This is a genomic window from Burkholderia sp. MSHR3999 (assembly GCF_000833595.1).
Taxonomy (GTDB): Bacteria; Pseudomonadota; Gammaproteobacteria; order Burkholderiales; family Burkholderiaceae; genus Burkholderia; species Burkholderia ubonensis.
Window position 1 is genome coordinate 967476 of the sequence record NZ_JRFO01000006.1, and the last position, 20035, is coordinate 987510.

The window sequence follows — 20035 nt, forward strand, 5'->3', positions numbered from 1 at the left end:
ACGCTTTCCGTTTTTACCCGCCGCGCCCGACGACCGGACGAAGTCCCCGCGGGGCGCGGCCCAATTCGATCAAGCCATGCAAACCGTCACACTCAAGCCGTCCAAGGACAAATCGCTGCTGCGCCGCCATCCGTGGATCTACGCCAACGCGATCGACCGCGTCGACGGCAAGCCCGCGCCCGGCGCGACCGTCATCGTGCGCGCGCACGACGGCCGCTTTCTCGCGCGCGGCGCGTACAGCCCGCATTCGCAGATCCGCGTGCGCGTGTGGAGCTTCGACGAGAACGAGCCGATCGACCACGCGTTCTTCAAGCGGCGCGTGCAGCGCGCGGTCGCGCATCGCAACACGATGGTCTCGGGCACCGGCGCGGTGCGGCTCGTGTTCGGCGAGGCCGACGGGCTGCCGGGGCTGATCGTCGATCACTACGTCGAAGATTCGGGCGCCGCGTCGCCGCGCGGCCAGCTCGTCTGCCAGTTCATGGCGGCCGGCGTCGAAGCCTGGAAGGATGCGATCGTCGCGGCGCTCGTGGGCGCGACGGGCTGCCCGAACGTGTACGAGCGCTCGGACGTGTCGATCCGTGAGAAGGAAGGCCTCGAGCAGACCACCGGCGTGCTCGCCGGCGACCCGCCGCCCGCGACGCTGATCACGAACGAAAACGGCGTGCGCTATCACGTCGACGTGCCGAACGGCCACAAGACGGGCTTCTACGTCGACCAGCGCGACAACCGCGCGCTGGTCACGCAGTACGCGAACGGGCGCGACGTGCTGAACTGCTTCTGCTACACGGGCGGCTTCTCGCTCGCCGCGCTGAAGGGGGGCGCTGCGCGCGTGGTGTCGATCGATTCGTCGGGCGACGCGCTCGCGCTCGCGCAGCAGAACGTCGTCGCGAACGGTTTCGACCCGGCGCGCGCGAGCTGGCTCGACGCCGACGCGTTCAAGACGCTGCGCCGCCTCGTCGACGAAGGCGAGCGCTTCGACCTGGTCGTGCTCGATCCGCCGAAGTTCGCGCCGACCCGCGACAGCGTCGACCGCGCGGCCCGCGCGTACAAGGACATCAACCTGAGCGGCTTCAAGCTGCTGCGTCCGGGCGGCCTGCTGTTCACCTACTCGTGCTCCGGCGCGATCGACATGGACCTGTTCCAGAAGATCGTCGCCGGCGCGGCCGCCGACGCGAAAGTCGACGCGCGCATCCTGAAGCGCCTCGGCGCGGGCGTCGATCACCCGCTGCTGTCCGCGTTCCCGGAAGGCGAATATCTGAAAGGCCTGCTGTTGCAAATCGTCTGATCGCCCCGATCTTCCCGCGCAGCCGCTCCCGCCGGCCCGGCCGATTGGCCGAAGGGCGGGGGCTTGACAGATATGTTTCAATGAATGGTTGTGCGCCCGGATTGCCGGGCGCGACGCACATCCTGGTTTTGACCCCGATTCACGAACCACAGGCGACCGACATGGCCACTCCCGTCACCATCCTCACCGGCTTCCTCGGCAGCGGCAAGACGACGCTGCTCAAGCGCATCCTGAACGAACAGCACGGCATGAAGATCGCCGTGATCGAGAACGAGTTCGGCGAAGAGAACATCGACAACGAAATCCTCGTGCAGGATACGAACGAGCAGATCATCCAGATGAGCAACGGCTGCATCTGCTGCACGATCCGCGGCGACCTCGCGCGCGCGCTCGGCGACCTGGCCGCGAAGAAGCGCGACGGCAAGCTCGACTTCGACCGCATCGTAATCGAGACGACCGGCCTCGCGAACCCGGGCCCGGTCGCACAGACGTTCTTCATCGACAGCGAGATCGCCGACGATTTCCTGCTCGACGCGATCATCACGCTCGTCGACGCGAAGCATGCCGACGCGCAGCTCGACGAGCACGAGGTCGTGCAGCGCCAGGTCGGCTTCGCCGACCGCCTGTTCATCACGAAGTCGGACCTCGTCGACGACGAGACGCTCGCCGAGCTCAAGCACCGCCTCGTGCACATGAACCCGCGGGCGGCGGTCAAGGTCGTGAATTTCGGCGACGCGGAGATCAAGGAAATCTTCGACCTGCGCGGCTTCAACCTGAACGCGAAGCTCGAGATCGATCCGGACTTCCTCGCGGAAGACGAGCACGCGCACCACGGCCATGACCACGATCACGACCACGCGCATTGCGATCACGATCACGGCCATTGCGATCACGACCACGATCACGCGCACGGCCATCACCACCACGCGCACCACGACGACAAGATCAAGTCGTTCGTGTATCGCAACGACCGCCCGTTCGATCCGAACAAGCTCGAGGACTTCCTCGGCGGCATCCTGCAGATCTACGGCGAGCGGATGCTGCGCTACAAGGGCGTGCTGTACATGAAGGGCGTCGACCGCAAGGTCGTGTTCCAGGGCGTGCACCAGATGATGGGCAGCGACCTCGCCGCGAAATGGCTGCCGATCGAGAAGAAAACCAACAAGATGGTGTTCATCGGCGTCGATCTGCCGCAGGACCTGATCACCGACGGCCTCGACGCCTGCCTCGCCTGAGCACGCATCCACGCCGCTTGGCCGCCGGCCGCCGACCGCTGCCGGCGGCGGCCGGAAGCCGCGTCCGGCAAGGGTTTCGCCGTCATCGCTTTTTCGCGATTTGCAGGTTATATTTCAAAGATATCGGCGCAGCCGACGGGGATCGACCCGATACGGCGCAGACTTGCGATTCAGTTACAATACGTGCCCGCTGGAGTACGGTAAAAGACAGACCCGGTTCTTGCAGTAGAGCATCGCCGGGCATCGCAACAGTACCGCATCCGGCCAGGCCGCGTCCGATGCGATCTGCCGCGCAGCAAACCGGTTCGCCGCGCACGCAGTCGGCGCCAGGCCCGTCCTGGTATTTGAGAACCGGTTTTTCCAGAGGCTTTCGGCCCCGCAGTCGCCAAACGCAAATGATTGCAAGCGCAGTTGCGGGTAATCCCAAAGTGCAGGCAATATGTTTCGTTTGCCGCACATTGAAGAAGCAAGCAGATGACGAAGAAACTCTTGACCGAAGCCGAAATCCTGAAGATGAGCGACAAGGATTACATGAATGAGGATCAGCTCGCCTTCTTCAAAGCTCGGCTCGAACAATTGCAGGCGGAAATTCTCCACAATGCGGGCCAGACGACCGAGAACCTCCGCGAGACGGTGATCGTGCCCGATCCTGCCGATCGCGCGACGATCGAGGAAGAGCACGCGCTCGAGCTGCGCACGCGCGACCGCGAGCGCAAGCTCCTCAAGAAGGTTCAGCAGTCGCTCGCCCGCATCGAATCCGGCGATTACGGCTGGTGTGAGGAAACCGGCGAGCCGATCGGCATTCCGCGCCTGCTCGCGCGGCCGACCGCGACGCTGTCGCTCGAGGCGCAGGAGCGCCGCGAGCTGCGCCAGAAGCTGTTCGGCGACTGAGCAGCCGGCGTTCCGCCCAGACACGCTGCTTCCCGAAAGCGCGCGGCCTGCCGCGCGCTTTTTGTTTTTCCGGGCGGGCGAATTCCCGCCCCTGCTCTTGATATCCCCGCGCGCGCCCTAAAATGAAACGAATGCGCGCCGGGCCGCTCCCCGGCGCACCGCGATTCACGCGGCGGCGCGGCGCGCCGCCGCCTCTTCCCCGTTTTTCTCAAGGAACGCAGATGGAGCAATTTCACGGCACGACCATCGTTTCGGTCCGGCGCGGCAACCAGGTCGCGCTCGGCGGCGACGGCCAGGTGACGCTCGGCAACATCGTCATGAAGGGTGGCGCGCGGAAAGTGCGGCGGATCTACAACAACCAGGTGCTGGTCGGCTTTGCGGGCGGCACCGCCGATGCGTTCTCGCTGCTCGACCGCTTCGAGGCGAAGCTCGAGAAGCACCAGGGCAACCTGACCCGCGCGGCCGTCGAGCTCGCGAAGGACTGGCGCACCGACCGGATGCTGCGCCGTCTCGAGGCGATGCTGATCGCGGCCGACGCGAGCACCACGCTCGTCATCACGGGCAACGGCGACGTGCTCGACCCGGAAGGCGGCATCTGCGCGATCGGCTCGGGCGGCGCGTACGCGCAGGCCGCGGCCCGCGCGCTCGTCGAGAACACCGAGCTGTCGCCGCGCGAGATCGTGGAGAAATCGCTCGAGATCGCCGGCGACATGTGCATCTACACGAACCACAACCGCGTGATCGAAACGATCGAGTAAGGAACGAAACATGAGCACCATGACCCCTGCCGAGATCGTCTCGGAACTCGACAAGCACATCATCGGCCAGGACAAGGCGAAGAAGGCGGTGGCCGTCGCGCTGCGCAATCGCTGGCGCCGCCAGCAGGTCGCCGATCCGCTGCGCACCGAAATCACGCCGAAGAACATCCTGATGATCGGGCCGACGGGCGTCGGCAAGACCGAAATCGCGCGGCGCCTGGCCAAGCTCGCCGACGCGCCGTTCATCAAGATCGAGGCGACCAAGTTCACCGAAGTCGGCTACGTCGGCCGCGACGTCGACAGCATCGTGCGCGACCTGATCGACATCTCGGTCAAGCAGACGCGCGAAGCCGAGATGCGCAAGGTGCGCAGCAAGGCGACCGACCAGGCCGAGGACCGCATCCTCGACATCCTGCTGCCGCAGCCGCGCGCGGTCGGGTTCGGCGCGAGCGCCGAGCACGCGAACGACGACAACAACGCGACGCGCCAGACGTTCCGCAAGCGCCTGCGCGAAGGCCAGCTCGACGACAAGGAAATCGAGCTCGACCTCGAGCAGCCGACGATCGGCATGGACATCATGGCGCCGCCCGGGATGGAAGAGATGACCGAGCAGATCCGCTCGATGTTCTCGAACCTCGGTTCCGGCAAGAAGACGCGCCGCAAGGTGAAGATCAGCGAAGCGCTGAAGCTGCTGACCGACGAGGAAGCGGCGAAGATGCTGAACGACGAGGAAGTGAAGACGAAGGCCGTGCAGAACGTCGAGCAGAACGGCATCGTGTTCCTCGACGAGATCGACAAGATCACGTCGCGCAACAACGAAGGCGGCGGCGGCGAAGTGTCGCGCCAGGGCGTGCAGCGCGACCTGCTGCCGCTCGTCGAAGGCACGACGATCAACACGAAGTACGGGATGGTGAAGACCGATCACATCCTGTTCATCGCGAGCGGCGCGTTCCATCTCGCGAAGCCGAGCGACCTGATTCCGGAGCTGCAGGGCCGCTTCCCGATCCGCGTCGAACTGGAATCGCTGTCGGTGAAGGACTTCGAGGCGATCCTCGTCGCGACCGACGCGAGCCTCGTCAAGCAGTACCAGGCGCTGCTCGCGACCGAGGACGTGCAGCTCGAATTCGCCGAAGACGGTATCCGCCGCCTCGCGGAGATCGCGTACGCGGTCAACGAGAAGACCGAGAACATCGGCGCGCGGCGCCTGTACACGGTGATCGAGAAGCTGCTCGAGGAAGTGTCGTTCGCGGCCGGCAACCACGCCGGCGAATGCGTGACGATCGATGCGAAATACGTCGATCGCGCGCTCGGCGAGGTGTCGCAGGACGAGGACCTGTCGCGCTACGTGCTGTAAGCGCCACGCGGCATCGAACGGGAAACGGGCGGCTCCGGCGATGCCGCCCGTTTCTTTTTGCGGGTGCGTACGATGCGCACCCGCTCGAGGCTGCGGATTCTTGATTCAAAAAAACCGCGCCCGATCTTTCGTACAGGTCCAATTGGCCGTCTCCTCTTCGGCCTGCATCGTTTCGGCTAGTGCTTGTCGAAGCAGACACAACAGCCATATCGAGAGACTGGATGACCGAACCGAGGGATAAGGAAGTGCATCCAGTTTGCACTGGCGGCTGAGCGACGCGTACCGAGCGCGCAGGCGCGTTGCGTTGGATCGGCATTCTCGACTTCGGCTAGTCGCGCCGGAGCCGGTGCCACCAGCGATCAAGCAACCGTTCGGCGCGGGCGCGTCCCGAGCCACTGCGCCGCTCGGCCCAGCGAAGTCACTTCGCATACAGCCGCCCTCCAGTGGGGCGAACTGTCTTTCAGCTTCAAGGAGCGCAACCCGAAGTGTCTTTCATCTGTGGCATTTGCTCCCAGGAAATGAATCCCTCCGAGTCGGAGGACCCGCGCGGACGATGTGTCGTCTCCCGTTCCACGCCGGTTTGTGCGAAAAGACGCCGGCCGGACTGATTGGCCAGCGCCCCTCACCTCACTGCCGAACCGGCTTCTTCGCGAGCTTGCGCTGCAGCGTGCGGCGGTGCATGTTCAGCGCGCGGGCCGTCGCCGAGATGTTGTTGTTGTTCTCCGCGAGCACGCGCTGGATGTGCTCCCATTCGAGCCGGTCGACCGACAGCACGACCGGGTGCTCGAGCGCTTCGTCCGCCTGCACTTCGCTCGCGTTGGTCTGCAGCGCGGCCAGGATCGACTCGATGTTCGCCGGCTTCGCGAGATAGTTGTCGGCGCCTTCCTTCACGGCCTGCACCGCCGTCGCGATGCTCGCGTAGCCCGTCAGCACGAGAATCCGCGCGTCCGGCTGCAGGTCGCACAGCGGCGCGATCAGGCTCAGCCCCGAGTCGTTGCCGAGATGCAGGTCGACGGTGATGAACTGGAACTTGCCCGCCGCGGCGAGCTTGAGCGCCGTCTCCTTGTCGTGCGCCTGCTGGACCGCATAGCCGCGGCGCTCGAGGCCACGCGCGAGCGTGCCCGCAAACACCTCGTTGTCGTCGATCACCAGGAAGTTGTTGTCGCTCATGTGGTTTCTCCGTCTACATGTTGGTTGGGGGCGAACTACGCCGCGTGGCGCGTCACCGGCAGGCGCAGCACGGCCCGCGTGCCGCGGCCGGGGGAGGCCCCGGCCGGGCGGCCGCCGGAGCGTGCGGCTCCGTTGGCCGCTTCCGGCGCATGACCGTCGGATGCGCCGCCCGGCAAGCCCGCTGCGGCGGCCGCCGCAGCGCGCGGCTTCGCGTCCGACAGCTCGATGTGGCCGCCGAGCCGCGCCGCCGCGCTGAACGCCAGGTACAGGCCGACCCCATGCCCGCCCTGCGTGCTGTCGACCGGCATCGCGCCGAGCGACTCGCGCAGCGGGGCCGGAATGCCCGGACCATCGTCGCGTACTTCGAATTCGATCTCGTCCGACTTGCCGTCGTGCGCGACCTTCGCCGCGAGCGTCACGTGCTGCGGGCTCGCGCGTGCGGCGTTGTCGAGCAGGATCGTCAGGATCTGGCCGGCGGCGACGGGGTCGTCGAGCGCGACGCCCGCCGGCCGCGCGCCGAGCAGCTCGAACTGCACGTGCGGATGCCGCAGCCGCCAGTGCTCGACGAACGTGTCGAGCCAGTCGTCGACGGGCTGGCGGCTCGCCGGCGCGCTCGCTCGGCTGCGCAGGCGCGCGAGCGCGGACGTGCAGAGCGTCATCTGCTCGTCGAGCACCTTCAGGTCGGCGTCGTAGCGCGCGAGGCCGGCATCGGTGCGCGCGGCGTCGCGCAGCTCCTCGGTCAGCATCGCAATCGTCGACAGCGGCGTGCCCATCTCGTGCGCGACCGTCGCCGCCTGCACGCCGAGCGCGACCGCCCGCTCGTCGCGCAAGAGCCGCTGCTGCGCCTCGCCGAGCGCCGCGTCGCGCTGGCGCAGCGCGTTCGACATGCGCGCGACGAACCATGCGATCAGGCCCACGCTGACCATGAAGTTCACCCACATCCCGGTGCGGTAGTAGTCGAACAGGTTCGCCGGATTGTCCATGTTGAGCGGCACCGAATCGAAGCCGAGCGCCGCATAGCAGGCGACCGCGAACGCCGCGAGCCAGATCATCAGGTGCCACGGCAGCACGGCCGCCGCGATCGCGAGCGACGGCAGGTACAGCGACACGAACGGGTTGGTCGTACCGCCGGACAGGAACAGCAGCGCCGACAGCGCGCCGAGATCCACCCACAGCTGACCGAGCAGCTCGAAATTGGTCTCGGGCCGCGCGCGCAGCACCCGCACCCAGGTCAACGCGTTGAAAACGATTTCGAGCGCGATGACCATCAGCATCGCCGGCAGCGGCAGATGCACGCCGAAATAGGTCTGGACGACGCCGATCGTCGCGAGTTGGCCGATGATCGCGAGATTGCGCAACCAGAACAGATGGCTGAGGTTGACGCGGCCGGTAGTGGTGATTCGTTGCATTCGCCCAGTTTACCCGTTTAACCAGGGGCGACCCTAGCAAGGGGCCAGAACGCGAACGCCGGACAGCGTGCCCCTGGCCATCCCCGCTATGCCGGCTTTCCCGCCACGCGCCGGGCGATCTCGTCGGCAAGGCATTCCGGGCACAGGCAACGCGCGCCGCTGGCCGGCTGCGCGCCGTCGGGCAGCCCGGGCATCGACATGCACCAGCAGTCGAATGGCTGCGTGCGCGCGCCGCAGTCGAAGCTGCGGCCGCAACGCGGGCAGCGCGCGCTTCGCGGGGCGGAGCGGCGATCGGCGGCGGTTTCGGTCATGACGGGGCGGCGGGGAACGGGCGTGGCGGCGCCCAACGAAACAAGCATAACGCGGCGGCCGGATTTTGCGGGTCGGTCGAACGGCCGACGTCGAGGGCAGCAATCGCGGGACGGGCGAGCGAACGGCGCGTTTCGCGCCCTCCCCGGCGCCGCCTCCACCTCCGGCTTTCCCGCGCCGGCCGGGCCGCGCAGCCTGACCGCCCGTTGCGCCGCCCCCCTGCCGCCGGCCGTCCCCGCCCGCCCAAAATCCCCGATGCTGCGCTGCGCCACTCCTGTACAATTCGCCCTGTTTCAACCGTTCCCAGCCAGAGCCGCCGCCATGTCCGAGCCCATCGACCTCTCGCAGATCGCCCCCACGCTGAAAGCCGAAATCCTCGCGGAGGCGCTGCCGTACATCCGCCGCTATCACGGCAAGACCGTGGTCATCAAATACGGCGGCAACGCGATGACGGAAGAACGGCTCAAGCAAGGCTTCGCGCGCGACGTGATCCTGCTGAAACTGGTCGGCATCAACCCGGTGATCGTCCACGGCGGCGGCCCGCAGATCGACCAGGCGCTGAAGAAGATCGGCAAGCAGGGCACCTTCATCCAGGGCATGCGCGTCACCGACGAGGAGACGATGGAAGTCGTCGAATGGGTGCTGGGCGGCGAAGTGCAGCAGGACATCGTGATGCTGATCAACCACTTCGGCGGCCACGCGGTCGGCCTGACGGGCAAGGACGGCGGCCTGATCCACGCGCGCAAGCTGCTGATGCCGGACCGCGACAATCCGGGCCAGTACATCGACATCGGCCAGGTCGGCGAAGTCGAGGCGATCAACCCGGCGGTCGTGAAGGCGCTGCAGGACGACGCGTTCATTCCGGTGATCTCGCCGATCGGCTTCGGCGAGGACGGCCTCTCGTACAACATCAACGCCGACCTGGTCGCCGGCAAGCTCGCGACGGTGCTCAACGCCGAGAAGCTGCTGATGATGACCAACATCCCGGGCGTGATGGACAAGGACGGCAACCTGCTGACCGACCTGTCGGCGCGCGAGATCGACGCGCTGTTCGAGGACGGCACGATCTCGGGCGGCATGCTGCCGAAGATCTCGTCGGCGCTCGACGCCGCGAAGAGCGGCGTGAAGTCGGTGCACATCGTCGACGGCCGGATCGAGCACTCGGTGCTGCTGGAAATCCTGACCGAGCAGCCGTTCGGCACGATGATCCGCTCGCATTGAGCGCCCGCCGCCACCAGCCACCCTCCCCGGACCTGCCGGCCGCCCTGCGGCGCCGGCGCATCTCGCGCAGCCGGCCCCGCGCCGGCGTGCCGGTGTGGCTGTTCGATCTCGACAACACCCTTCACCACGCATCGCACGCGATCTTCCCCGAGATCAACCGCGCGATGACGCAATACATCGTCGACGCGCTCCAGGTCGGGCGCGCCGAAGCCGACCGCCTGCGCAACGACTACACCGTGCGCTACGGCGCGGCGCTCCTCGGCCTCACCCGCCACCACCGGATCGATCCGCACGACTTCCTGCGCGTCGTCCACACGTTCGCGGACCTGCCCGCGATGCTGCGCGCGGAGCGCGGCCTCGCACGGATCGTCGCCGCGCTGCCCGGCCGCAAGTTCGTGCTGACCAATGCGCCGGAGAACTACGCGCGCGCGGTGCTGCGCGAGCTGCGCATCGAGCGGCTGTTCGAGCGCGTGATCGCGATCGAGCACATGCGCGACCGCCGCGCGTGGCGCGCGAAGCCCGATTACACGATGCTGCGCCGGACGCTGCGCGCCGCGCACGCGCGGCCGGCCGACGCGATCCTCGTCGAGGACACGCGCAGCCACCTGAAGCGCTACAAGCGCTTCGGCATCGGCACCGTGTGGATCACCGGCCATCTGCCGGGCCACCTGCCGAACGTCGGGCGCCCGCTTTATGTCGACCAGCGCATTCGTTCGCTAAAATCGCTGCGACTGGGCACTCGATCGGGGCGACAGAAATGCAGCCGACTCACCCGCAGGACCAAGCGGTAACGGACGACCAGGCTCCACCCACCCGCACCCGCGTGCGCCCGAAACCGGGCGAGCGGCGTGTGCTGATCCTGCAGGCGCTCGCGGCCATGCTCGAGGCCCCGAAGCCCGAGAAGATCACGACCGCCGCGCTCGCGGCCCGGCTCGACGTGTCGGAGGCCGCGCTGTACCGGCACTTCGCGAGCAAGGCGAAGATGTACGAAGGACTGATCGAATTCATCGAGCAGACGTTCTTCGGCCTCGTCAACCAGATCGTCGCGAAAGAGCCCGACGGCGTGACGCAGGCCCGCGCGATCGCGCTGATGATGCTCAACTTCGCCGCGAAGAATCCCGGCATGACCCGCGTGCTGACGGGCGAGGCGCTCGTCGGCGAGCACGAGCGCCTCGCCGAGCGCGTCAACCAGATGCTCGACCGCCTCGAGGCGACCCTCAAGCAATGCCTGCGGGTCGCGCGAATGGAAGCGAACGCGCAGCAGGACGGCGCGGCCGCCGTTGCATCGCTGCCGAGCGGCTACGATCCGGCCGTGCGTGCGAGCCTGCTCGTCAGCTACGTGATCGGACGCTGGCACCGCTTCGCGAAAAGCGGCTTCTCGAAAGCGCCCGGCGAGCAGGCCGACGCGCAGTTGCGGCTGATCCTTCAGTGATCTGCGTATGACATGACGCGTGCGGCCGGCGCATGCGTCGCCGAAGCCGAACGACGCTGCGAGCGTCGAAAATCGAACTCGTCCAATTCCATCCAGCGCATTCATTCGACTTAATTTTCACCTGCTCAAGACAAATGGGTGAACGGGTGAATCGCAAACTCCTGCTTTCTCAAGCTGTCCCCGGCAGACGGCGTGCCGTTGCCGGGCTGTGCCATCCGCCGTCGTCCGCGCCGCGCGCGGAAGGCGTCGCGCTCGAGGTAGCGCCCGGCGACTAGTCGACGACCAGCTACGACCAACCGGTGTTTTCCGCGGTCAACGGCGGTGTGCCGACCGCTACCGGCAAGACGCGCCTGTTCTCGTCCGGCCCCGGTTCGCTGGGCGCGGCGGCCTCCGGCGCCGGCTCGCGCATCGAACTGCGCGACACCGAGATCCGCGCCCGCGGCTTCGTCGGCAAGGGCATCGACGTCCGCATGGGCGGCAGCGCGCTTGCCGAGAACATCTCCATCGATACCGGCGGCAGGAGCGCGCATGGCGTCTATGTCGACGACAGCGGCAGCCGCGTCGATCTGGCCGGCAGCGCAATCGTGACGCGCGGGATCGAAGCCTGCGGCATCGCGGTGAACTACGCGCCCGGCGCGATCGTGAACGTCGCCGACACGCAGGTCCGCACCGGCGGCGACTACGCCCATGGCGTGTTCCTCAGCTACGACGACATCCACGCCGCGCTCACTCGCACCGATGTCCGGCCGACCGGCGACTACGCGTCGGCGCTGTTCATGCCTGGGGCTTCTTCGGTCGCGTTCGGCGATGCGTACCTGCGCAAACCGACGGCTACGCCGCAGCCGGCGTCGATGCCCGCAAAGCCGTCTCGACGGGCAGGGCTCGACCGACGTGCCGACCCGCGTCGGCGTGCGCGTGCATGGCGTGACCGCGATGCCGGCCGGACGCGAGCTGCGGCCGTTCATCGAGGCGAGCTGGTGGCATGGCCCCGGGTCACGTTCGCTGACGCTCGACGGCAACGCGTTCTCGTTCAGCGTCCCGCGCGATCGCGCCGCGCTCCGGATCGGCGCCACCGGCCAGATCGCGAAGCGCTTCGCGGTGTCCGCCAGCATCGGCGTCGAGGGCAATCTGTCCGACTACTCGGTGGTCAAGGGGCAGCTCGCGGCGAAATACCGCTGGTGACACGGGTGCGGTAGCCGGCAGGCCCGGGAAATTCGCGCCCGCCGGATTTCCGCTATACTCTGCCGACTGCCGCCCCCTCGGCGGCAGGTCGGAAGCGCGCCGATTTGCTGACTCGATTGCGGGCGCGCGAACCGACCGGGGCCTTGATTCGTCTTCGTCCCGGCGGTTCACTACAAATGCGGCTAAAGAGGTCGTCAGCCGCGCATCTCCGACTCCGCGCCTCGCCGACACCGTTTAGCCGCCCAGTCATATGGCATAAGGCGGAACGAATGGAATCGATCGGCATCGTCGCTCCACAGACCATGCACTTCGCCGAACCGCTGCGCTTGCAAAGCGGCAGCGTGATCGGCAACTATCAGCTCGTCGTCGAGACGTACGGCGAGCTCAACGCCGCGCGCTCGAACGCGGTGCTCGTCTGCCACGCGCTCAACGCGTCGCATCACGTCGCCGGCGTCTACGCGGACGATCCGCGCAGCACCGGCTGGTGGGACAACATGGTGGGGCCGGGCAAGCCGCTCGACACCAACCGCTTCTTCGTGATCGGCGTGAACAATCTCGGCTCGTGCTTCGGCTCGACCGGCCCGATGAGCATCGATCCGTCGACCGGCCAGCCGTACGGTGCGCGCTTTCCGGTCGTCACCGTCGAGGACTGGGTGCACGCGCAGGCGCGCGTCGCCGACGCGTTCGGCATCGAGCGCTTCGCCGCGGTGATGGGCGGCAGCCTCGGCGGGATGCAGGCGCTCGCGTGGAGCCTGATGTACCCGGAGCGCGTCGCGCACTGCATCGACATCGCATCGACGCCGAAGCTGTCCGCGCAGAACATCGCGTTCAACGAGGTCGCGCGCTCGGCGATCCTGTCCGACCCGGACTTCCACGGCGGCGACTACTACGCGCACGGCGTGAAGCCGAAGCGCGGCCTGCGCGTCGCGCGGATGATCGGCCACATCACGTATCTTTCGGACGACGACATGGCCGAGAAATTCGGCCGCGCGCTGCGCCGCGCCGACGGCGCGCTCGACGCGTACAACTTCAGCTTCGACGTCGAGTTCGAGGTCGAGTCGTACCTGCGCTACCAGGGCGACAAGTTCGCCGACTACTTCGACGCGAACACTTATCTGCTGATCACGCGCGCGCTCGACTACTTCGATCCGGCCAAGGCGTTCGACGGCAACCTGACGGCCGCGCTCGCGCACACCAAGGCGAAATACCTGATCGCGAGCTTCTCGACCGACTGGCGCTTCGCACCCGCGCGCTCGCGCGAGATCGTGAAGGCGCTGCTCGACAACAAGCGCACCGTGAGCTACGCGGAGATCGACGCGCCGCACGGCCACGACGCGTTCCTGCTCGACGACGCGCGCTATCACAACCTGATCCGCGCGTATTACGAACGAATCGCCAACGAGGTGGGTGCATGAACCAGCAGGCGCTGAACTCCCTGTCCGCGCGCGCGGACTTCCGCACGATCGCCCGCTGGGTCGAGCCGCGCTCGACCGTGCTCGATCTCGGCTGCGGCGACGGCTCGCTGCTGTCGCTGCTGACGGAAGAACTGGACGTCTCCGGCTACGGCATCGAACTGAACGACGCGGGCGTGCTCGCGAGCGCGAAGAACGGCATCAACGTGATCCAGCAGAACCTCGAGGACGGGCTGCGCCTGTTCGAGGATCACAGCTTCGATATCGCGATCCTGTCGCAGACGCTGCAGACGATCCACCAGACCGCCGCGATCCTGCGCGAGACCGCGCGCGTCGGCCGCGAATGCATCGTGTCGTTCCCGAATTTCGGCTACTGGGCGCACCGGCTGTCGGTGCTGCGCGGCCGGATGCCGGTGTCGAAGTCGCTGCCTTACCAGTGGCACAACACGCCGAACGTCCGGGTGCTGACGATCAAGGATTTCGAAGCGCTCGCGCCCGAGGTCGGCGTCACGATCCTCGACCGCGTCGTGCTGCACGAAGGGCAGCCGATTCGATGGGGAGCGAACTGGCGTGGTAGTCTTGCTGTCTACCGCGTCAAGCGCAGCTGAGCCGGAGCGCCGTTGACAGGCGGCACGGCCGGTCAAGGCACGGCCGTCAGGCCGCGCCGCGGGGGCCGCTCCCGCGCGCTGCCGCCGCCATCACGTCAACGCTACCCAGTTCCATTCCATGTCGAAAACGCCACACGAGGCGCCCGCACTCACCGCTCACGAGGATCACCCCGGCTGGCGAGCCTTCCTGAACACGCACATGCTGATCTGCGTGTTTCTCGGCTTCACGTCGGGTCTGCCCCTCTTCACGCTCGTCTACCTCGTGCAGGCATGGCTGCGCTCGGAAGGCGTGAACCTGAAGGAAATCGGCCTGTTCGCGCTGATCCAGTTCCCGTATACGTGGAAGTTCCTGTGGGCGCCGCTGATGGACCGCTACCTCCCGCACCTGCCCGGCTGGAGGCCCGGGCGCCGGCGCGGCTGGATGCTGCTCACGCAGTTGCTCGTCGCGGGCGCGATCGCCGCGCTCGGCTTCGTGTCGCCGCGCGACTCGATCTGGACGGTCGCCGCGCTCACCACGCTCGTCGCGTTCTTTGGCGCGAGCGCGGACATCGTGATCGACGCGTATCGCCGCGAGTTGCTGCGCGACACCGAGCAGGGCCTCGGCAACGCGGTGCACGTGAACGCGTACAAGCTCGCCGCGCTGATCCCCGGCTCGCTGGCGCTGATCCTGTCCGATCACCTGCCGTGGGACGTCGTGTTCGCGATCACCGGCGCATTCATGCTGCCGGGCATCGTAATGACGCTGCTCGTGCGCGAGCCGGAAGTGGTCGGCGCGCCGCCGCGCAACCTGCGCGACGCGATCGTGCTGCCGTTCCGCGAATTCATCCAGCGCGACGGCTGGGCCGGCGCGCTGCTCGTGATCGCGTTCATCTTCCTGTTCAAGATCGGCGACACGATGGCGACGACGCTGTCGACGTCGTTCTTCCTCGACATCGGCTTCTCGCGCACGGAAATCGGCATCGTCGCGAAGACCACCGCGCTCGTCGCGAGCGTCGCCGGCGGGATCATCGGCGGCGTCTGGCTCGTGAAGATCGGCATCGGCCGCGGGCTGTGGATCTTCGGCGCGCTGCAGATGGTGTCGACGCTCGGCTTCGCGTGGCTCGCGCAGGTCGGCCCCGGCTCGGCGGTGCTCGCGATGCTCTACGACTTCACGGTCGCCGCGAGCCACGCGATCGCGTCGGTGCTGTCGGTCGTCGGCATCGGGGTCACGCCGCAGCTCAGCCCGATGACGGTGGCGCTCGCGCTCGTCTACGGCTTTGAGACCTTCACGACCGGCCTGACGATGGCCGCGTTCGTCGCATACATCGCAAGCACGACCGACCCCCGCTACACCGCGACGCAGTTCGCGCTGTTCACGAGCCTCGCGTCGGTGCCGCGCACGCTCGCGTCCGCGGCGAGCGGCTTCATCGTCGCGAAGACCGGCTGGTTCGACTACTTCCTGCTGTGCACCGTGCTCGCAATCCCCGGCATGATGCTGCTGTTCAAGATCGCGCCGTGGCGCGGCGACGCGCGCAATGGCGAGGCGACCCGTGCGCAGTGACCGCTTGCGCCGCATCGCGCACCTGGCCGCATCGCTGAGCGTCGGCATCGCGGCGCTCGGCCCGCACGTCGCGCACGCAGGCGACACGGGTTCCGCGGCGGCGCCCGGCTCGGCGCCGTCGGCCACGCCCGCGCCGTCGGCCAACCCGTCCGCGACCGCCGAGGCGGCGCAGCCGACGGGCGCCGCCGCGTCCGCGAAAGCCTACACGCCGACGCCGCAGCAAGTCCGCTTCGGCAATGCGGTGGCGTTCCGCACGCTGATTCCGTCGCCGCTCCTCGAGCAGCTGACCGCGAACGAATACGCGCAGATCGTGCAGGCGGCGGCGCAGAACAACCGCCTGCTCCCCGCGAACCAGCCGCGCGTGAAGCGCCTGCGCGCGATCGTCGCGAAGCTCGCGCCGTATTCGGTGAAATGGAACGACCGGGTCAAGACGTGGGCGTGGGACGTCAACGCGATCCGTTCGCGCGACATCCGCGTATCGTGCCTGCCCGGCGGCAAGATCCTCGTCTATGGCGGGATGCTCGACCGCGTCCGCCTGAACGACGACGAGCTCGGCGTGCTGCTCGCGCACGGCATCGCGCATGCGCTGCGCGAACACGCGCGCAGCAGCTTCAGCGATACGTCGCAGACGTCGCTGCGCGCGGCGGCGCTGCCGCCGCTGTTCGGCGTCGGCGATCCGCTGCCGCAGCCGCTGAACCTCGACGAGCGTCTGCAGACGCTGCGCTACGACCCGACCGACGAAACCGAGGCCGACGTGATCGGCGGCGACATCGCCGCCCGCGCCGGCTTCGACCCGCGCGCCGCCATCACGCTGTGGGACAAGCTCGCCGCCGCGACGCGCGCGAACAGGGAATCGGGCTTCATCTACACGCACCCGTACGACGCCGCGCGCCGCCAGGACCTGCTGAATCGCCTGCCGGACCTGCTGCCGCTGTACGCAAAGGCTACGGCCAGGCGCGTCGACGCGCTGCCCGACTACGCGGGAATCAGCGCGCAGCGGCGCAAGGTCTCGCGGCGCTGAGCGGATGGCGCGGCGTACGCCGCTCGCCGACACCCGCCGGCCCGATCTCGCCTGCCGCGTTACGCACCGGCCTCTCGCTCGTCCGTCCAGTAGTCGATGACCGCCCCGCCGCCGATCGTCCGGCCGCCCGTCTCGCGCATCCAGCGCACCTCGTCGCCGGGGCTGCGGCCGAACAATCGCTTGAACTCGCGGCTGAACTGCGACGCGCTCGCGTAGCCGACCCGCGCCGCCGCCGCGCCCGCGCCGACGCCGTCCTGCACCATCATCAGCCGCGCCTGATGCAGGCGCGTCGTCTTCACGTACTGCATCGGCGACGTCGCGGTGACGCTCTTGAACTGCGCATGGAACACCGCGACGCTCATGCCGGCCTCGCGCGCGAGCGTGTCGACATCGAGGTCGCCGGTCAGGTCCGCGTGAATGCGGCGCAGCGCCTTCGCGATGCGGCCGAACTGATGCTGCTGGACGAGCGCCGCGCGAATCGCGTCGCCCTGCGCGCCGGTCAGCACGCGATAGGCGATCTCGCGCCTGATCGACGGCCCGAGCACGCGCGTGTCGTGCGGCGACGCGAGTGCTTCGAGCAGGCGCAGCACCGCGTCCGCGAGCGGCGCGTCGAGCGGGGTCGAATACACGCCGCGCGGCTCGCTGACGGCAACGCCGCGGGTTTCGTCGAGCAGGATCGCGAGTTCCGCGATCACCGCGAGATCGACCCGGATCGAGATCGCGAGAAACGGCTCGTCCTCGCTCGCGAACGTCTCGCATTCGAACGGCAGCGGCACCGACAGCACCAGATATTGCTGCGCGTCGTAGATGAATGACTGATCGCCGAGATAGCCGTGCTTGCGCCCCTGGCAGACGACGACGATGCTCGGCTCGTACAGCACCGGCATGCGCGGCACCGGCCGGTTCGCGCGGATGAAGCGCACGCCTTCCATATCCGCATGCGTAAAGCCCTCGTTCGGCGCGAGACGCGCGAGCAGGTCGATCATGCGGCGCTGCACGCGGTCGCCGGCATCGGCGAAAAGGGGCTGGAAGCTCATCGACGCAATCCTGGACGGCAAGAGAAACAGGCTTGCAATGTAGCACTTTGGCGCTTTTTTAGCGGGGTGTTGGCCGCACTTCGAGAGAAATAGGCAAATCTTCGAGACCTTCAGGTATTTCACGGCGACGCCGCGCTCCGTACGATGGCGTCCTGTCTCGCCGCGCCGCCACATGGCGCGACGGCAGTGACTTTTGCCGAACAAGGAGCCCCGCATGAGCACAACCTATGCCTTTGCCGCGACCGACGCCCAGTCGCCGCTTGCCCCGTTCGAATTCCAGCCGCGCGCGCTGCGCGATCTCGACGTGCAGATCGAGATTCTTTATTGCGGCGTCTGCCACTCCGATCTCCATCAGGCGCGCAACGAATGGCGGAACACGATCTACCCGGTCGTGCCGGGCCATGAAATCGTCGGCCGCGTGAGCGCGACCGGCCCGCAGGTGTCGCGCTTCAAGGTCGGCGAGCTGGTCGGCGTCGGCTGTCTCGTCGATTCGTGCCGCACTTGCCCGAGCTGCGCGGAAGGGCTCGAGCAGTATTGTGAGAACGGCTTCGTCGGCACCTACAACGGCCGCGACCGCGTCAGCGGCGACGTGACGTACGGCGGCTATTCGACGCAGATCGTCGTCGACGAGGCGTTCGTGCTGCGTGTGCCCGATACGCTCGATCCGGCCGGCGCGGCGCCGCTCCTGTGCGCGGGAATCACCACGTATTCGCCGCTACGCCAGTGGAACGCCGGCCCGGGCAAGAAGGTCGGCATCGTCGGCCTGGGCGGCCTCGGCCATATGGGCGTGAAGCTCGCGCGCGCGATGGGCGCGCAGGTCGTGCTGTTCACGACGTCGCCGTCGAAGGTCGAGGACGGCAAGCGGCTCGGCGCGCACGAAGTGGTGATCTCGAAGGACGAAGCGCAGATGAGCGCACACCTGAACAGCTTCGACTTCATCCTGAACACGGTCGCCGCGCAGCACGACCTGAACCCGTTCCTGCACCTGCTGAAGCGCGACGGCACGATGACGCTGGTCGGCGCGCCCGAGCACGACCACCCGTCGCCGCAGGTGTTCAACCTGATCTTCAAGCGGCGGCGCCTGGCCGGCTCGCTGATCGGCGGGATCGCGCAGACGCAGGAAATGCTCGATTTCTGCGCGGAGCACGGGATCACGTCGGATATCGAAACGATTCCGATGCAGCAGATCAATGCCGCTTACGAGCGGATGCTGAAGAGCGACGTGAAGTATCGGTTCGTGATCGATATGGCGTCGATCAAGGCGTAAGCAGCAAGCGGCAAACAAAACGGACTGCAATTCGCAGCCCGTTTTGCATCCGACGCCCGCGCCACGCGCGGCGCGCATCACTTCTTGTAGTCGTAATCCACCGTCAGCGGCGCGTGATCGCTGAACTTGATGTCCTTGAAGATCGACGTGCGTTTCGCGGTGCTGGCCACGCCCGGCGTCGCGATCTGGTAATCGATCCGCCACCCGACGTTCTTCGCATACGCCTGGCCGCGGTTGCTCCACCACGTGTACTGCTCGGGACGCGGATCGAGCGTGCGGAACACGTCCACGTAGCCGACGTCGTCGAACAGCTGCGTGAGCCACGCGCGCTCTTCCGGCAGGCAGCCGGAATTCTTCTGGTTGCTCTTCCAGTTCTTGATGTCGATTTCCTTGTGGACGATGTTCACGTCGCCGCACAGGATCACTTCGCGCTTCTTCTTCAGCTCGGCGAGGTGCGGCATGAATTCGTCCATGAAGCGGTACTTCGCCTGCTGGCGCTCGTCGCCGCTCGAGCCGGACGGCACGTACACCGACACGACCGACAGCTTGCCGTAGCGGGCCTCGACGTAGCGCCCCTCGGAATCGAATTCGCTGCTGCCGAAGCCGATGATCACATCATCGGGCTCGCGGCGGCTGTACAGCCCCGCGCCGCTGTAGCCCTTCTTCTCGGCGTGGTGGAAATAGCTCCTGAGGCCGTGCGGCTCGACGAATTCGGCCGGCAGGTCGTCGGCCGACACCTTGATCTCCTGCACACACACGCAATCGGCGTTCTGCTCGCCGAGCCATTCGAAGAAGCCTTTCTTCGCGGCGGAGCGGATGCCGTTCAGGTTGGCGGTAATCACTCGCATCATGTCGGGTTTCCGTTCTGTATTCTCAAGTTTGGATCGTAGCGCCTCGCCGGCCA

At 67.3% G+C, this 20035-nt stretch carries 20 protein-coding genes; 14 read left to right on the forward strand and 6 right to left on the reverse strand.

All coding sequences use genetic code 11. The features are described from left to right. Positions 1–76: 76 nt before the first annotated feature. The 5 genes from KY49_RS21755 (at position 77) to hslU (ending at position 5523) form a co-directional block, all read left to right on the forward strand. A complete protein-coding gene (locus tag KY49_RS21755) occupies positions 77–1285 on the forward strand; it encodes a class I SAM-dependent rRNA methyltransferase (protein ID WP_042586562.1) in 1209 nt (402 codons plus the stop codon). Positions 1286–1365: 80 nt separating this feature from the next. Next, positions 1366–2520, forward strand: coding sequence for a CobW family GTP-binding protein (locus tag KY49_RS21760; RefSeq protein ID WP_071774506.1), 1155 nt, complete (start codon positions 1366–1368; stop codon positions 2518–2520). A 474-nt stretch (positions 2521–2994) separates the two neighbouring features. Continuing rightward, complete coding sequence (dksA, locus tag KY49_RS21765; protein ID WP_010090354.1) at positions 2995–3411, forward strand: RNA polymerase-binding protein DksA; 417 nt, start codon at positions 2995–2997, stop codon at positions 3409–3411. A gap of 221 nt (positions 3412–3632) precedes the next feature. Next, on the forward strand, positions 3633–4169 hold the full coding sequence (gene hslV / locus KY49_RS21770; protein ID WP_042586564.1) for an ATP-dependent protease subunit HslV: 537 nt from the start codon (positions 3633–3635) through the stop codon (positions 4167–4169). A gap of 10 nt (positions 4170–4179) precedes the next feature. Further along, on the forward strand, positions 4180–5523 hold the full coding sequence (gene hslU / locus KY49_RS21775; RefSeq protein WP_042586565.1) for an ATP-dependent protease ATPase subunit HslU: 1344 nt from the start codon (positions 4180–4182) through the stop codon (positions 5521–5523). A gap of 627 nt (positions 5524–6150) precedes the next feature. Here hslU and KY49_RS21780 read toward each other — a convergent pair. The 3 genes from KY49_RS21780 to KY49_RS21790 all read right to left on the reverse strand — a co-directional run bounded on the left by KY49_RS21780 (position 6151) and on the right by KY49_RS21790 (position 8413). After that, positions 6151–6693: a response regulator transcription factor gene (locus tag KY49_RS21780; protein ID WP_010090351.1), complete on the reverse strand. Its 543-nt coding sequence runs from the start codon at positions 6691–6693 to the stop codon at positions 6151–6153. Between the two features lie 35 nt (positions 6694–6728). Next, positions 6729–8102: an ATP-binding protein gene (locus KY49_RS21785; RefSeq protein WP_042586566.1), complete on the reverse strand. Its 1374-nt coding sequence runs from the start codon at positions 8100–8102 to the stop codon at positions 6729–6731. An 86-nt stretch (positions 8103–8188) separates the two neighbouring features. Next, on the reverse strand, positions 8189–8413 hold the full coding sequence (locus KY49_RS21790) for a cysteine-rich CWC family protein (protein WP_010090349.1): 225 nt from the start codon (positions 8411–8413) through the stop codon (positions 8189–8191). Between the two features lie 319 nt (positions 8414–8732). Between KY49_RS21790 and argB the strand changes: the two genes are divergently transcribed. The 3 genes from argB to slmA are packed head-to-tail and all read left to right on the forward strand — an operon-like array spanning position 8733 to position 11064. After that, positions 8733–9632: an acetylglutamate kinase gene (gene argB, locus KY49_RS21795; RefSeq protein ID WP_010090348.1), complete on the forward strand. Its 900-nt coding sequence runs from the start codon at positions 8733–8735 to the stop codon at positions 9630–9632. Next, positions 9629–10423, forward strand: coding sequence for a pyrimidine 5'-nucleotidase (locus KY49_RS21800; protein WP_042586567.1), 795 nt, complete (start codon positions 9629–9631; stop codon positions 10421–10423). Before argB ends, KY49_RS21800 begins: the two co-directional genes overlap by 4 nt. Beyond that, a complete protein-coding gene (slmA, locus tag KY49_RS21805; RefSeq protein WP_042586568.1) occupies positions 10390–11064 on the forward strand; it encodes a nucleoid occlusion factor SlmA in 675 nt (224 codons plus the stop codon). The genes KY49_RS21800 and slmA overlap by 34 nt, the downstream gene beginning before the upstream one ends. Positions 11065–11189: 125 nt before the next feature. Here the strand turns inward: slmA and KY49_RS37530 are convergent, their stop codons facing one another. Beyond that, entirely contained in the window at positions 11190–11753 is a 564-nt protein-coding gene (locus KY49_RS37530) for a hypothetical protein (protein ID WP_156162578.1), read from the reverse strand. Positions 11754–11871: 118 nt separating this feature from the next. Here KY49_RS37530 and KY49_RS38680 point away from each other — a divergent pair, with 118 nt between their 5' ends. From KY49_RS38680 to KY49_RS21835, 5 genes are all read left to right on the forward strand, one after another. After that, positions 11872–12246: an autotransporter outer membrane beta-barrel domain-containing protein gene (locus KY49_RS38680; protein ID WP_157639000.1), complete on the forward strand. Its 375-nt coding sequence runs from the start codon at positions 11872–11874 to the stop codon at positions 12244–12246. Between the two features lie 269 nt (positions 12247–12515). Then, complete coding sequence (gene metX / locus KY49_RS21820; RefSeq protein WP_042586571.1) at positions 12516–13661, forward strand: homoserine O-succinyltransferase MetX; 1146 nt, start codon at positions 12516–12518, stop codon at positions 13659–13661. Then, positions 13658–14266: a methionine biosynthesis protein MetW gene (metW, locus tag KY49_RS21825; protein WP_042586572.1), complete on the forward strand. Its 609-nt coding sequence runs from the start codon at positions 13658–13660 to the stop codon at positions 14264–14266. Before metX ends, metW begins: the two co-directional genes overlap by 4 nt. A gap of 118 nt (positions 14267–14384) precedes the next feature. After that, positions 14385–15806, forward strand: coding sequence for an AmpG family muropeptide MFS transporter (locus KY49_RS21830; RefSeq protein WP_042586573.1), 1422 nt, complete (start codon positions 14385–14387; stop codon positions 15804–15806). Next, positions 15796–16827: a M48 family metallopeptidase gene (locus KY49_RS21835; protein ID WP_042586906.1), complete on the forward strand. Its 1032-nt coding sequence runs from the start codon at positions 15796–15798 to the stop codon at positions 16825–16827. The genes KY49_RS21830 and KY49_RS21835 overlap by 11 nt, the downstream gene beginning before the upstream one ends. A 59-nt stretch (positions 16828–16886) precedes the next feature. On the opposite strand, the gene KY49_RS21840 is transcribed toward KY49_RS21835, so the two are convergent. Beyond that, positions 16887–17864 (reverse strand): AraC family transcriptional regulator, encoded by a 978-nt coding sequence (locus tag KY49_RS21840; protein WP_042586574.1) that lies wholly within the window; start codon positions 17862–17864, stop codon positions 16887–16889. A 214-nt stretch (positions 17865–18078) separates the two neighbouring features. On the opposite strand from KY49_RS21840, the gene KY49_RS21845 reads away from it, so the two are divergent. Further along, positions 18079–19131 carry an NAD(P)-dependent alcohol dehydrogenase gene (locus KY49_RS21845; RefSeq protein ID WP_042586575.1) on the forward strand — a complete coding sequence of 351 codons (1053 nt, stop codon included), beginning with the start codon at positions 18079–18081 and terminating at the stop codon, positions 19129–19131. Between the two features lie 77 nt (positions 19132–19208). Here KY49_RS21845 and KY49_RS21850 read toward each other — a convergent pair whose 3' ends face one another. Further along, positions 19209–19982, reverse strand: coding sequence for an exodeoxyribonuclease III (locus KY49_RS21850; protein ID WP_042586576.1), 774 nt, complete (start codon positions 19980–19982; stop codon positions 19209–19211). Positions 19983–20035 lie beyond the last annotated feature (53 nt).

Bases quoted from the DNA above. Each gene is read 5' to 3' on its own strand.
- KY49_RS21850 (WP_042586576.1), bottom strand. From the start codon at position 19,982: ATGATGCGAGTGATTACCGCCAACCTGAACGGCATCCGCTCCGCCGCG.
- KY49_RS21755 (WP_042586562.1), top strand. From the start codon at position 77: ATGCAAACCGTCACACTCAAGCCGTCCAAGGACAAATCGCTGCTGCGC.
- KY49_RS21760 (WP_071774506.1), top strand. From the start codon at position 1,366: ATGAATGGTTGTGCGCCCGGATTGCCGGGCGCGACGCACATCCTGGTT.
- KY49_RS21840 (WP_042586574.1), bottom strand. From the start codon at position 17,864: ATGAGCTTCCAGCCCCTTTTCGCCGATGCCGGCGACCGCGTGCAGCGC.
- KY49_RS37530 (WP_156162578.1), bottom strand. From the start codon at position 11,753: ATGGGCGTAGTCGCCGCCGGTGCGGACCTGCGTGTCGGCGACGTTCAC.
- KY49_RS21785 (WP_042586566.1), bottom strand. From the start codon at position 8,102: ATGCAACGAATCACCACTACCGGCCGCGTCAACCTCAGCCATCTGTTC.
- KY49_RS21845 (WP_042586575.1), top strand. From the start codon at position 18,079: ATGAGCACAACCTATGCCTTTGCCGCGACCGACGCCCAGTCGCCGCTT.
- hslV (WP_042586564.1), top strand. From the start codon at position 3,633: ATGGAGCAATTTCACGGCACGACCATCGTTTCGGTCCGGCGCGGCAAC.
- hslU (WP_042586565.1), top strand. From the start codon at position 4,180: ATGAGCACCATGACCCCTGCCGAGATCGTCTCGGAACTCGACAAGCAC.
- argB (WP_010090348.1), top strand. From the start codon at position 8,733: ATGTCCGAGCCCATCGACCTCTCGCAGATCGCCCCCACGCTGAAAGCC.
- KY49_RS21790 (WP_010090349.1), bottom strand. From the start codon at position 8,413: ATGACCGAAACCGCCGCCGATCGCCGCTCCGCCCCGCGAAGCGCGCGC.
- metW (WP_042586572.1), top strand. From the start codon at position 13,658: ATGAACCAGCAGGCGCTGAACTCCCTGTCCGCGCGCGCGGACTTCCGC.
- KY49_RS38680 (WP_157639000.1), top strand. From the start codon at position 11,872: ATGCGTACCTGCGCAAACCGACGGCTACGCCGCAGCCGGCGTCGATGC.
- KY49_RS21830 (WP_042586573.1), top strand. From the start codon at position 14,385: ATGTCGAAAACGCCACACGAGGCGCCCGCACTCACCGCTCACGAGGAT.
- KY49_RS21780 (WP_010090351.1), bottom strand. From the start codon at position 6,693: ATGAGCGACAACAACTTCCTGGTGATCGACGACAACGAGGTGTTTGCG.
- dksA (WP_010090354.1), top strand. From the start codon at position 2,995: ATGACGAAGAAACTCTTGACCGAAGCCGAAATCCTGAAGATGAGCGAC.
- slmA (WP_042586568.1), top strand. From the start codon at position 10,390: ATGCAGCCGACTCACCCGCAGGACCAAGCGGTAACGGACGACCAGGCT.
- metX (WP_042586571.1), top strand. From the start codon at position 12,516: ATGGAATCGATCGGCATCGTCGCTCCACAGACCATGCACTTCGCCGAA.